Origin of the sequence: Celerinatantimonas marina (assembly GCF_046054165.1) — a bacterium.
GTDB lineage: Bacteria > Pseudomonadota > Gammaproteobacteria > Enterobacterales > Celerinatantimonadaceae > Celerinatantimonas.
Genome location: NZ_JBFNXK010000003.1, coordinates 109175 through 121754 on the forward strand (window position 1 = coordinate 109175; position 12580 = coordinate 121754).

11 protein-coding genes are annotated in these 12580 nt (G+C 45.9%); 5 read left to right on the plus strand and 6 right to left on the minus strand.

Annotated features, from left to right (window positions below; all coding sequences use genetic code 11):
* Positions 1-105 precede the first annotated feature (105 nt).
* The 3 genes from hslR to pckA all read left to right on the plus strand — a co-directional run bounded on the left by hslR (position 106) and on the right by pckA (position 3190).
* Positions 106-501, plus strand: coding sequence for a ribosome-associated heat shock protein Hsp15 (hslR, locus tag ABUE20_RS04430; protein WP_408618638.1), 396 nt, complete (start codon positions 106-108; stop codon positions 499-501).
* A gap of 3 nt (positions 502-504) precedes the next feature.
* The gene (gene hslO / locus ABUE20_RS04435; RefSeq protein WP_408618639.1) at positions 505-1389 is read left to right on the plus strand and encodes an Hsp33 family molecular chaperone HslO; all 885 of its coding nucleotides are present in this window, start codon (positions 505-507) and stop codon (positions 1387-1389) included.
* A gap of 169 nt (positions 1390-1558) precedes the next feature.
* Complete coding sequence (pckA, locus tag ABUE20_RS04440) at positions 1559-3190, plus strand: phosphoenolpyruvate carboxykinase (ATP) (protein WP_408618640.1); 1632 nt, start codon at positions 1559-1561, stop codon at positions 3188-3190.
* Between the two features lie 63 nt (positions 3191-3253).
* Here pckA and ABUE20_RS04445 read toward each other — a convergent pair whose 3' ends face one another.
* The 6 genes from ABUE20_RS04445 to ABUE20_RS04470 form a co-directional block, all read right to left on the minus strand.
* Complete coding sequence (locus ABUE20_RS04445) at positions 3254-4711, minus strand: alanine/glycine:cation symporter family protein (protein WP_408618641.1); 1458 nt, start codon at positions 4709-4711, stop codon at positions 3254-3256.
* Between the two features lie 646 nt (positions 4712-5357).
* Positions 5358-6533, minus strand: a complete 1176-nt coding sequence (locus ABUE20_RS04450; protein ID WP_408618642.1) for a pectate lyase family protein — start codon at positions 6531-6533, stop codon at positions 5358-5360.
* A gap of 266 nt (positions 6534-6799) precedes the next feature.
* Positions 6800-7639, minus strand: a complete 840-nt coding sequence (locus ABUE20_RS04455) for an ABC transporter permease subunit (protein ID WP_408618643.1) — start codon at positions 7637-7639, stop codon at positions 6800-6802.
* Positions 7636-8535: an ABC transporter permease subunit gene (locus tag ABUE20_RS04460; RefSeq protein WP_408618644.1), complete on the minus strand. Its 900-nt coding sequence runs from the start codon at positions 8533-8535 to the stop codon at positions 7636-7638. Before ABUE20_RS04460 ends, ABUE20_RS04455 begins: the two co-directional genes overlap by 4 nt.
* Entirely contained in the window at positions 8532-9662 is a 1131-nt protein-coding gene (gene potA / locus ABUE20_RS04465; protein WP_408618645.1) for a polyamine ABC transporter ATP-binding protein, read from the minus strand. Before potA ends, ABUE20_RS04460 begins: the two co-directional genes overlap by 4 nt.
* A 64-nt stretch (positions 9663-9726) precedes the next feature.
* Complete coding sequence (locus ABUE20_RS04470) at positions 9727-10836, minus strand: extracellular solute-binding protein (protein ID WP_408618810.1); 1110 nt, start codon at positions 10834-10836, stop codon at positions 9727-9729.
* Between the two features lie 325 nt (positions 10837-11161).
* Here ABUE20_RS04470 and pyrB point away from each other — a divergent pair, with 325 nt between their 5' ends.
* Both pyrB and pyrI read left to right on the plus strand, forming a co-directional pair.
* Positions 11162-12091 (plus strand): aspartate carbamoyltransferase, encoded by a 930-nt coding sequence (gene pyrB / locus ABUE20_RS04475; RefSeq protein WP_408618646.1) that lies wholly within the window; start codon positions 11162-11164, stop codon positions 12089-12091.
* 1 nt (position 12092) lies between these two features.
* Complete coding sequence (pyrI, locus tag ABUE20_RS04480; protein ID WP_408618647.1) at positions 12093-12554, plus strand: aspartate carbamoyltransferase regulatory subunit; 462 nt, start codon at positions 12093-12095, stop codon at positions 12552-12554.
* Positions 12555-12580 lie beyond the last annotated feature (26 nt).

Genomic DNA, 12580 nt, shown 5'->3' on the forward strand with positions numbered 1-12580 from the left:
TTGCCGATCCCACTTTTTTTATAGATTTTTTCTCGTGTCATAAGTTCCATTCATGCTGTAAAAAGCTGATATAATTACCCCTTGGCACATAATGACCAACTTAACATGACGCAACAATCCAACGTTCGTTTAGATAAATGGCTGTGGGCCGCTCGTTTTTTCAAAACCCGGGCGCTTGCCAGAGAGATGATTGCCGGAGGCAAAGTCCACTACAATCAACAACGTTGTAAGCCCAGTAAGATCGTCGAAGCCGGCGCGCTAATCAGCTTATGGCAAGGCAATGTACCAAGAGAAGTATTAGTCGTCCAGTTAAGTGATAAACGAGGTAGTGCACCTGTGGCTCAGACATTGTATCAGGAAACAGATGCAAGTCTGGCCAAGCGGACACTGATGGCTGAACAACAACGGCTGCAACCTAAACCGCTGGCTCCCGAACGTCGCCCAGATAAAAAACAGCGACGACAAATCCTCCAATTTAAACACCAACGATCAGGTGACTAATTCATGGCACAAAGTGATACTTTATACCGCTACCTGTTTGAAAACTATCAGGTTCGGGGTGAACTTGTTCAACTAGACCAAACGCTACAAACTATTTTAAATCAACAACACTACCCATCCCGGATCCGACAACTCCTCGCTGAAATGCTGGCCGCAACCAGCTTGCTCACAGCGACGCTAAAATTTGAAGGGGATATCACCGTTCAAATGCAGGGCCAAGGTCCGCTGCATTACATCGCTATTAACGGCAATCATCGCCAGCAAATGCGTGGGGTAGCGCGCTGGGATGAAACCCGCTTTGACGAGCATGCCTCTTTGGCCGATCTGATCGGAGAACAGGCTCGTTTGGTCATCACCATCACTCCGGCTAACGGTGAACGCTATCAGGGAATGGTCGCCTTAGATCCCTCTGGAATTGCGGCAAGTCTGGAACATTATTTTGCACAGTCAGAACAGTTACCCACTCGCATCTGGCTTTTTTATCAAGAAGATAAAACCCAGCCTTGCTGTGGCGGCATGCTGGTGCAACAACTGCCGGCCAATGGCAGTCAGGTGGTCGATGATTTTCAGCATGTTTGCGAATTAACGCATACCATGACCCATCAGGAATTTTTCACACTCCCGACCGAAGAATTGTTATATCGACTTTATCATCAGGAACAGGTGCAACTGTTTGAACCGCAACCGATCAGTTTCTCCTGTACTTGTTCCAAAGAGCGCTGCCAGTCCGCTCTATTTTCAATGGATGAAGAAGAACTGTTACAAATTTGTGAAGAACAAGGGGCTATCTCCATGCATTGTGAATTCTGCGGAACTCATTATCATTTTAATAAAGCCGATATCACCCGCTTATTTCATGGCTCACAATCGGACCCAATAGTACACTAGGTAATATTTGTAAAAAAAAGTGGGATAGATTTCCCACTTTTTTTACTTTTGTTCAAATTAATAACAGTTATTTGACATCTATCGCATCGATACTATCCGACTTAGCTACTCTATAAGAAACATATAGGACGTACCCAATATTTGCCTCCAAGCTAATGAGGAGACCTCTATGCTAGATATCACAAGGCCTGAAACTCCACTTGCCGAAGATCTTCGATCCTATGGCATTCATCATCCAACCGAAATCGTCCGAAACCCAAGCTTTGAGCAACTCTTTGTCGAAGAACTCAAACCTGATTTAGAAGGCTTTGAACGAGGTCGACTCACGGATACCGGTGCCGTGACGGTTGATACCGGCATCTTTACCGGACGCACACCTAAAGATAAATATCTCGTTAAAGATGCCACAACCGAAAACACAATGTGGTGGAACAATGATCGTTCTCCCAACGATAACAAACCCATCACCCAACAAATTTGGGATGAACTCAAACAGACCACACTTCAGGAGCTAGAAGGGCGTCGTTTATTTGTGATCGATACCTATTGTGGCGCTAATCCGGATTCACGGATGAAAGTCCGCTTTGTTACCGAAGTCGCCTGGCAGGCTCATTTTGTGACTAACATGTTTATTCGTCCGGATGCGTCGGAATTAGAAGAGTATCAACCTGATTTTGTGGTGCTCAATGCTTCTAAAGCCACCAACCCGAACTGGCAACGGCAGGGCCTTCATTCAGAAAACTATACCGTATTTAATCTGACCGAACGGATGCAGCTCATCGGCGGAACCTGGTATGGCGGCGAAATGAAAAAGGGGATTTTCGCCATCATGAACTACTATCTGCCCCAGCAAAATATTGCCGCGATGCATTGCAGTGCCAATGTCGGAGAAGACGGCGATGTAGCGATCTTTTTTGGCCTTTCCGGCACCGGGAAAACCACCCTCTCTACCGACCCCAAACGAGCCTTGATCGGGGATGACGAACATGGTTGGGACGACGATGGGGTCTTTAATTTTGAAGGGGGATGCTACGCCAAAACGATTCATCTTCGAGAAGAAGCCGAACCGGATATCTATCATGCCATCCGCAAAGATGCGCTGTTAGAAAATGTGGTCGTCGATGAAAATGGGCATATTGACTATGACGATGCTTCCAAAACCGAAAACACCCGGGTTTCCTACCCTATTTATCATATTGATAATATTGTAAAACCCATTTCAAAAGCCGGTCATGCAACCAAAGTAATCTTCTTAACTGCCGATGCCTTTGGAGTGCTGCCGCCGGTGGCTAAACTCACTCGGGAACAAGCGCAATATCACTTTTTGTCCGGTTTTACTGCCAAAGTCGCGGGTACAGAGTTAGGGGTAAAAGAACCGACACCGACTTTCTCAGCCTGTTTTGGCGCGGCATTTTTGACATTGCACCCAACCCAATACGCACAAGTTCTGGCTTATCGGATGGATCTTAGTCATGCGACCGCCTATCTGGTCAATACCGGCTGGAATGGATCTGGAAAACGTATTTCCATTGCGGATACCCGCGCCATTATTGATGCTATTTTAAATGGCGAAGTCGATCACTGTGACACTACTGAGTTACCCATATTCAATCTAGCGATGCCAACAGCGATCACCGGTATTAAAGATCCCCGAATTCTGGATCCACGGGCAACTTATGCTGATCCCGCACAATGGCAAACCAAAGCACTGGACTTAGCCGATCGGTTTATTAGAAATTTCGAACAATATACCGATACCGTCGCCGGCAAAGAACTGGAAAAAGCGGGTCCATCACGTTAAAAAATTTTATCAGCCCTCACAAAACCGCCGTATAAACGGCGGTTTTTCACATATGAACAAACGTTATGACCAGATATCCTGCTTATAGTGTCCGGCTACTTTTTCAAGTGAAGTCGCATCAAATTCCGGCTGTTTAATTCCTTGCTTACGTTGCGCTTCGTAATCCCGTAACACCATAAAGGCCACGGGAGCGAGGAAAATAATTGCGATTAAGTTCGTGGTTGCCATCAAGCCCATCGCAAAATCAGCAAACTCCCAAATAAAGGATAAGTTAGCCACCGAACCGGCCATCACCATCACTAATACAGCCATCCGTAGAATAAAAATCGCTGCTCGAGGATGCCCTTTAAACAGATAACCGATGTTAATTTCACCATAAGCGTAATTACCAATAATAGAGGTAAAGGCAAACAGGAAAATCGCCACGGCAATAAAATCAGAGCCAAACCAACCCAGATGCTCAGTCATGGCCTGTTGAGTCAGCACAATCCCTTCTACCGTTTGGCCACTGGCCATCAATTGTTCATACACGCCAGAAAGTAAAATGACCACAGCGGTACAAGTACAGATCACCAAGGTATCGACAAAGACCCCAAAGGCCTGAACCAACCCTTGAGCCGCCGGATGTTTCACGGTAGCAGTTGCAGCCACGTTAGGGGCTGACCCCATCCCGGCTTCGTTAGAAAACAGACCCCGTTTGATTCCATTTTCCATTGCGACTTTGACGGTAAAGCCGACGGTTCCGCCAATCGCGGGACCGAAACCGAATGCACTTTTAAAGATCAATGCAAACATAGCGGGAACCTGAGGTAAATTCACCAACAAAATATATAACGCAACTAACAGATAGGCTCCGGCCATAATCGGCACTACTTTTTCTGCCGTCCGAGCAACGGAGCGTACGCCTCCGCAGATAATAAGCGCCGTTAGGATCACCAAGACGACCCCAGTCACCCAAGTAGGAATACTAAATGCCGATAACATGCCCTGAGCGATGGTATTCGCCTGAGCCCCATTAAAGGCCAGCCCGTAGGCAAATAATAAGAAAATCGCAAATACAATACTCATCCAGCGATGACCTAAACCTCGCTCGATGTAATAGGCTGGACCACCACGAAATGATCCATCCTGATGGGGCTCTTTATAGACCTGAGCCAAGGTGGACTCAATAAATGCTGTGGCCAACCCCACTAATGCCGTCATCCACATCCAGAACACGGCGCCGGGGCCACCAACCCACAATGCGATAGCCACCCCAGCCAAATTGCCGGTCCCAACTCGGGAAGCCAACGAGGTAGCGAACGCCTGAAAGGCACTAATGCCTTTTTCACCAGCGGCACGTTTGCTGAACGTAATCCGCATCATATGACCCAGCAAACGAAACTGCATGAATCGAGTAAAACAAGTAAAGAGCAGTCCTGCACCCAACAACAGGTAAATTAAAATATAGCTCCAAATAAAATGACTGATCGGATCCATCACCACATGGATGGCACTCTCGATCTGTGAAACAAAATCCATACTTCTCCCTTATTTACTGCGTACCTGCTGTTACTTCTAGCTATTGAACTGGCTATGACAGGTTTTTTATATTCGATGTTATGTGGCATGCAAATACCTTTTCGGGGGGGAAGTTTACACGAAGAACCACCAAAACGTATAAAATTTAGGGAAATTATTCAAAATCAGATCATGTAAATTGCTATCAAATCCGTTAAAAATCTTTAAATAACAGGGGAAAAGGTGTAAATACCCGCCAAATAAACCAATTTGCACCAAAATGGCAGAATATCTCAAAATGGCTATTTTTTAGCCTAAAAATTCGGTTTCGCTCTCATAAAACGCAGCATTTTTAATCGCATGGCTATTTCTTAGACATAAAATACTCACTTTACTCAAACTTTTATCCACTCGACTCTTTTTAAAGCGCTAAAGTGCCAAATCTACACCTTTGTGCTGAATTTTTGACCGTTGGTTTTTACTGTCCCGAGTTGGAGTATCGAAAGAAGGGAAAACGAAATAGCGGTACATCATTGTGACCCAAAACCGATCAGTCACGCCTCCGCGTCAGGGATGAAGCGGAGGAGCCCCATGGAGGGGATACGTGTGATTTAAATATTCATAAAACCGGGGCAGACGTCAGTCGGCCCCTCGAAATGATAAAGCACTAAATAGACAAATGGGATGCACCGGCATTTTGAGTCAACCAGCTATCCAGATTTTGCGGTTCATGAAGCTGATAACTATAGGGGACCGACCAAGATAAGTTAGAGGTCGGCAGACTACAACCAGACAGATCTAAAGCCGATCCATTGAACGTCGAACCACTGTCAGAAAATGAGCTGTTATCTTTTTTAACCGAAACCACTTTGCACTGTTTCGAGGTTTTTAAATGGTCAATCATAAACGCATTATTTTCCGAACGGATCGACCCTTCGTAACCCAGCCCGAATGAATACATATAACGGTAAGTGGGATCCTTGTAGTCTCCTTTAAACACATTATTAAATGCGTGAACTTTACCAAAACGGACCCGCGGTGTGCGCTGCACGATATGATCAAAAATATTATCCACCAATGTGACTCGTAAATGACCGGCATCTTCACCACTATTACTTTGGCTATGGCCAATCAACATGGTTTTATTGTGATTTTTAAAGACTGAAAAGGATACAGTCACAAAGTCACTACCATGTTTGATATCCAATTCACCATCATGTTGAACATATTCTTCACCATTGACAGTTGAGTAATCGGCATCAGTAAATGAACCATCATCAAATGTCACATGGTCTACCCAGATATTTTTAGAATAGGTGACACTCATGCTATCCCATTCAGCATTCCAGCCATCACCTTCTTCATATTTAGGTGCAACATCCACCGGAGTTTCTATTTTAATATTACGAATAATCACATTATTGACATGTGACATAACCAATGAACCATTAATAAAGCCGGCATTGCTATCGACACCGATAATAGTTGTATTTGATGGGATTTTTAATTGTGAACGAGCTTTTTCATCATCAAAATTCTGATAGGATTGACCATTACTAATATCAATTGTACCGCGAATTTGAATAATACTCGGAGCATCTTCAGCCGCTTCTAATGCACTTTTAAAATCACTAATATTATCGACTAAATAGATATGGCTACTGGTCGCATCCCGGCCACCATATGTTCCACCATTCTGAGTAGCATAGCCGACGGCAGCACTCTCCAGTGCAACATTAGATACAAGAGAAGCCGCTGAAGCAAAACCTGTAGTCGAAATAAATAAGGCAGCCCCAACCGCCAAAGCTATACCGGAAGGGATCAATTGATATCGTTTATTCATAATATGTCCTTGTACTAATCAGAACTTCTATAAACAACTCTATCTGGGTTATTTAATCTGATAATATATATGTTAGTTAAATAAATTGAATTAGTTAATATACTAATTATTTTAATGGAACTAGTTTAATGAAAGTACTATCAAATGAATTAATAATAATATCAATTCAATTTTGAAAAAATGTTTCAATATGATACTTCGATCAAAAAAAGAAGGGATAGTGATAAGCCAGTTTTAACGCGCTTATCACTCTATCGTGTGTAAGATTAGATAACCTTCAATCCATGTTGCCGCAACGCCTGTGAACGACGTTTTTCGCTCCGTGAAATCAGCCACCAGGCCATGAATGCAGTTACAGCAACCACCAGAATAAACAAGGTTGCCAGTGCATTAATTTTCGGGCTGATCCCTAAACGAACACTGGAGAAGATCACCATAGGCAAAGTCGTTGAACTGGGGCCGGATACAAAACTGGCAATCACCACATCATCTAATGAGAGTGTAAAAGCCAACAACCAACCAGAAACCACTGCCGGCATCATCATAGGAAGAGTAATCGTAAAAAAGACTTTCAATGGGGTCGCCCCTAAATCCAGTGCCGCCTCCTCAACAGAGCGATCCAACTCCCGCAGCCGGGCACTGACAATCACGGTGACATAAGCGGTACACAACGTTACATGGGCAATCAAAATCGTCAGCATCCCACGTTGAGCCGGAAATCCCAGCCACTGTCCCATAAAAACAAACATCAGCAGCAACGATAATCCCATAATGACATCCGGCATCACTAAGGGGGCCGTGATCATTAATGCAAACCCATTCTCCCCTCGGAAACGCCCAATCCGGGCCAAAACAAAGGCCGCCATAATCCCAAAAATAGCCGCCAATGTCGCCGCCATCAAGGCGACCCGCAGACTCATCCAGACCGCGCCCATCAGCACATCATCATGCAACAATGCACCATACCACTTGAATGAAAACCCGGCCCAAACCGTCATCAACCGGGAACTGTTAAACGAATACAGAATGACATAGACCAGCGGCAAATAAAGGAACAATAGCCCGACGATAAGCCATAGCGTCCGCCAGATGGAACGTTGATTCATGCGACAAGCTCCCGGCGCTGATGACGATGAAACCACAAAATGGGCAAGATCAGCACAATTAACAAAATACAGGCCAGAGCCGAGGCAACCGGCCAATCCCGGTTGCTAAAGAACTCTTGCCATAAAACCTTCCCGATCAACAGACTAGATGGCCCACCTAACAGTTCAGGGATGACCACTTCACCAATAGCTGGAATACACACCAACATCACTCCCGCTAACACGCCTCCTCGAGTTAAAGGCACCACAACCTTCCAGAAGGTTTTCCAGGGTTTGGCCCCCAGATCGGCCGAAGCTTCTATTAACGAGGGATCTAATTTGCAAATCGAGCTATAGATGGGCAAGACCATGAATGGCAAGTACGCGTAAATAATTCCTATCTGCACGGCAAAATCGGTATATAACAGATGTAATGGTTGATCGATGATGCCCAGCCATAACAGGATATTATTGACCAGCCCATTATTTTTCAGGATCCCAATCCAGGCATAAATCCGCACCAAAAAGGAAACCCAACTCGGCAACACCACCAACAATAAAATTAATGAGCGATAACGACTGCGCACATGGGCAATCGCCCATGCCAGCGGATAGCTAATCAGCAGGCAGCCCAGAGTCGCCGTCACTGCAATCCGCAACGAGCTGAGCAGTGCCGAAAAATACAACGGGTCATCCCCCAATATCAGGTAATTGCCCAGATTGATCAATACCGTCAGATGGTCATCGGCGAACTCTGTTAAAGGCGTATAAGGCGGGATAGCCAGCCGTGCTTCAGACAGGCTGATCTTGAGCACCAGCGCAAACGGGATCAGAAAAAATAACAGCAGCCAACCATAAGGGATCCCGATTAAGGCCCGTCGTCCCAAATGCCGTGACCATTTCCGCCAGTTCATCATAGCATCAGTACCACGCTGTTATCCGCTTCCCAGCTCAGCCAGACCGGATCATCCCAAGTCGGCATATTGCGCCGTAACCGGGATATATTCTGCATACTGACAATAATCAATAACCCAGAATCGAGCCGAATATGATAGATCGATTCACTCCCAAGGTAGGCAATGTCTTCTACCATGCCAAATGCCACATTATAATTTTGCTCCGGCATACTAGTTTGCAGCAGCATTTTTTCCGGACGTACTGCGATCATCAGGGGAGATCCGGCATTTAATCCGGTCCCATGTTCTAATTCAATCGGATAATCCAGCTGCGGACAATGAATAATCGCATGATTACTTTGTTCGTCACGGACCTGTCCTTCAAAAATATTGGTGGCCCCTAAAAACTCAGCGCTATAGCGAGAATTCGGCTGCTCATAGATCTCTTCCGGAGTACCAATCTGAACAAATTCGCCTCGGTTCATGATCGCGATTCGTTCGGCCATCGTCATCGCTTCTTCCTGATCATGCGTGACCATCACACAGGTTACACCGACACTCTCGATAATATTGACCACTTCCAGCTGCATCTGAGAGCGCAGCTTTTTATCGAGGGCTCCCATCGGTTCATCGAGAAGCAATAACTTAGGACGTTTAGCCAGACTTCGAGCCAGTGCGACTCGCTGTCGCTGCCCTCCGGAAAGTTGATGCGGTTTACGGCGAGCATATTCTCGCATATGCACCAATTCCAGCATCTCATCGACACGATGACGGATTTCAGCACGGCTTAATCGATCTTGCTTGAGGCCATAGCCAATGTTATCCGCCACATTCATGTGCGGGAACAGGGCATAAGACTGAAACATCATATTGACTGGCCGTTCATACGGGGCCATATCATTCAGTCGTTGCCCGTCGAGAAGGATCTCGCCTTGTGACGGGACTTCAAAGCCGGCCAGCATCCGTAGCAGAGTGGATTTTCCACACCCGGAACCGCCCAACAGTGCAAATATTTCACCGCGATGAATCGTCAAATCGACATCGTCCACGGCGGCGATGCCATCAAATAACTTACTTAACCCCCGGATCTCCAGTAGCGGAGTCCGGGCTGCGGCCCGGGTAGCCGGTGGACGCGAAACTGCAGCCATGTGCATTCCCCCTAAAAAAAATGCCGCGCTGCAAAGCGCGGCAACAACTTAAATCATTCCACGGTTACTGACCCGTTTTAAACCGGGTCCAAGCTCGCGTACGTGACCGTTCACTACGCATCGATAGATTTTTAAATCCATACAGATGCTCCGATGCTTCCGCGGATGGGTAGATCCCTGGATCATTGGCAATTTCAGCATTGATGAGCTTTGTCGCTTTGGTATTCGGATTCGCATACCAGACAAAATCCGTCACCTTCGCAATCACTTCCGGCCGTAGCAAATAATTAATGAATTTTTCAGCATTTTCAGGATGTTTAGCGCCTTTCGGAATTGCCAGCATATCAAACCATACGCCCGCACCTTCTTTCGGGATCATATATTTAATATGCACGCCATTATTGGCTTGTTCGGCTCGTTCGGCCGCCATCATCACATCACCCGACCAGCCGATCGCGACACAAACATCACCGTTGGCCAAATCGTTAATATATTGAGAATTGTGGAAATAAGTGATCGAGGGCCGCAATTTCGCCATCAGTTCCGGCAGCGCACCACGCGTATACACTTTCGCATGATCACTGTTCGGATCCTGCCCCAGATAATTCAGCATTGCCGGGATCACTTCACTCGGCGCATCCAAAAAGGCAACACCGCACTGTTTAAGCTTAGCCACAACGGTCGGATCAAAGACCAACGACCAACTGTTCAACGGATAATCTTTACCTAGGATCTGCTTGATTTTATCCACGTTATAGCCAATCCCGGTGGTTCCCCACATATACGGAACCCCATACTGATTTCCGGGATCATAGGCTTGAATAAAAGAGAGTAACTTCGGATCCAAGTTTCCCCAGTTGGTTAACTTAGATTTATCTAACTTTTCATACACGCCGGCTTTAATCTGCCGACCAAAAAAATCCTGTGACGGAACCACAATATCAAACCCGGTATTACCCGAGAATAATTTGGCTTCTAGCATTTCATTAGAATCAAAGACGTCATAAACCACTTTAATACCAGTTTCTTTCTCAAATTCCGGGATGGTGTCTTCGGCGATGTATTCCGTCCAGTTATAAACATGCAGAACAGGTTCCTCGGCCTGAGCGACGTTCCATAGCATCGCCCCCAATAGAGCCAACCCACAGAGCAATTTATTTCGTTTCACCTGTATTCTCCTCTCAAGTCTGTCATGTGTTCGATCACATGGCTGACTTTTCATCACTCAAGCCGTCATGATAGCCCGATGAAAAATCGGCCGAATCATACCCATTTTTTGCGCAGCCCCCAAGCAAAAATTGCTAAATTTTCAGACAAAAATAAGCCCCTTGCATCAAGGACTATCAAAGGCCCTAAATCTCGCCTTAAGTCACAAAACAAAGAAGCCTTAAAACCACGTCAATCGTGAATTTATAAAAACTTATAGTCGACACTGTCTATTCCGACAAGCACTGCTATAATGCCAATCCGACCACCATATCGGACTTAGGAAGCGAATCATGACCAATCCGCTCTACCATCGGCACATTATCTCGATTGCCGATCTCAGTCGCCCCGAGCTGGAGCTCATTGTGGCGACCGCCGGCGAACTCAAAGCAACCCCCCGCCCTTCACTGTTAAAAAATAAAGTCATTGCCAGCTGTTTTTTTGAAGCCTCAACCCGAACCCGTTTATCATTTGAAACCGCCGTTCAACGCCTCGGCGGCAGCGTCATCGGCTTTGCGGATGGCAATAACACCTCTTTGGGAAAAAAAGGGGAAACATTAGCGGACTCCGTTCGCATCATCTCCTCTTACAGTGACGCATTTTTCATGCGCCACCCTCAGGAAGGCGCCGCACGACTAGCCAGTGAATTTTCCAATGTGCCGGTGATCAATGGCGGTGACGGCTCCAATCAACACCCAACTCAGACCTTACTTGATCTCTTCACTATTTATGAAACGCAAGGCACCCTAGAAGGCCTGAAAATCGCTTTTGTCGGCGATTTGAAATATGGACGAACTGTTCATTCCCTCGCGCAGGCTCTCTCCTTGTTCGGCTGTGAATTTCATTTCATCGCGCCGCCCGCGCTGGCCATGCCGGATTACCTAATTGAAGAACTGCATGAGAAAGGGATCCGCTACAGTTTTCACGAAAGCATCGAATCGATTGTCGATGAACTGGATATTTTATATATGACCCGGGTTCAGAAAGAGCGCTTTGATGAAACCGAATATCAGTATCTACGCTCCTGCTTTGTGTTAGATGCCAATATTTTAGGCCATGTCAAACCCAACCTAAAAGTGTTGCATCCACTGCCTCGGATCGATGAAATTGCCATGAATGTCGACAAGACCCCTTATGCCTATTATTTCGAGCAGGCTCAAAATGGCGTTTATGCACGTCAGGCACTGCTATCGCTGGTATTAACCAATGAATTCGGAGCTTGAGATGGATAAAAAATTACAGGTTGAAGCGATTGAACAAGGCACCGTGATCGACCATATTCCAGCCGGTCAGGGCATTAAAATTCTGCGCTTTCTAAAACTGGCAGATGCCAGTAAACGGTTAACGATTGGTCTGAATCTTCCAACTAAAAATGATGGGGCTAAAGATCTGATTAAAGTCGCGGATACGATTTTCAGTGAAGAACAAGCCAACCAGCTGGCCTTATTTGCTCCCACGGCAACCATCAATGTCATTGAAAATTATGCCGTTGTACGTAAATTTCAGGTGGCTCAGCCGAAGTCGATTCACGGCGTCTTTAGCTGCCCGAATAGTAACTGTATTACCCACAGTGAATCAGTCCCCAGCTATTTTTATGTGCGTCAGGCGCATGGACAAATCAAGCTAAAATGTCACTACTGTGAAAAAAGCTTCGCCACCAGCTTGTTCACTGAACTTAAAGATTAATCCAACTCAGAGCAGCCTCGCTGCTC

Coding starts and splice junctions, on each gene's coding strand:
- hslR (WP_408618638.1), top strand. CDS start 106: ATGACGCAACAATCCAACGTTCGTTTAGATAAATGGCTGTGGGCCGCT.
- hslO (WP_408618639.1), top strand. CDS start 505: ATGGCACAAAGTGATACTTTATACCGCTACCTGTTTGAAAACTATCAG.
- pckA (WP_408618640.1), top strand. CDS start 1,559: ATGCTAGATATCACAAGGCCTGAAACTCCACTTGCCGAAGATCTTCGA.
- ABUE20_RS04445 (WP_408618641.1), bottom strand. CDS start 4,711: ATGGATTTTGTTTCACAGATCGAGAGTGCCATCCATGTGGTGATGGAT.
- ABUE20_RS04450 (WP_408618642.1), bottom strand. CDS start 6,533: ATGAATAAACGATATCAATTGATCCCTTCCGGTATAGCTTTGGCGGTT.
- ABUE20_RS04455 (WP_408618643.1), bottom strand. CDS start 7,639: ATGAATCAACGTTCCATCTGGCGGACGCTATGGCTTATCGTCGGGCTA.
- ABUE20_RS04460 (WP_408618644.1), bottom strand. CDS start 8,535: ATGATGAACTGGCGGAAATGGTCACGGCATTTGGGACGACGGGCCTTA.
- potA (WP_408618645.1), bottom strand. CDS start 9,662: ATGGCTGCAGTTTCGCGTCCACCGGCTACCCGGGCCGCAGCCCGGACT.
- pyrB (WP_408618646.1), top strand. CDS start 11,162: ATGACCAATCCGCTCTACCATCGGCACATTATCTCGATTGCCGATCTC.
- pyrI (WP_408618647.1), top strand. CDS start 12,093: ATGGATAAAAAATTACAGGTTGAAGCGATTGAACAAGGCACCGTGATC.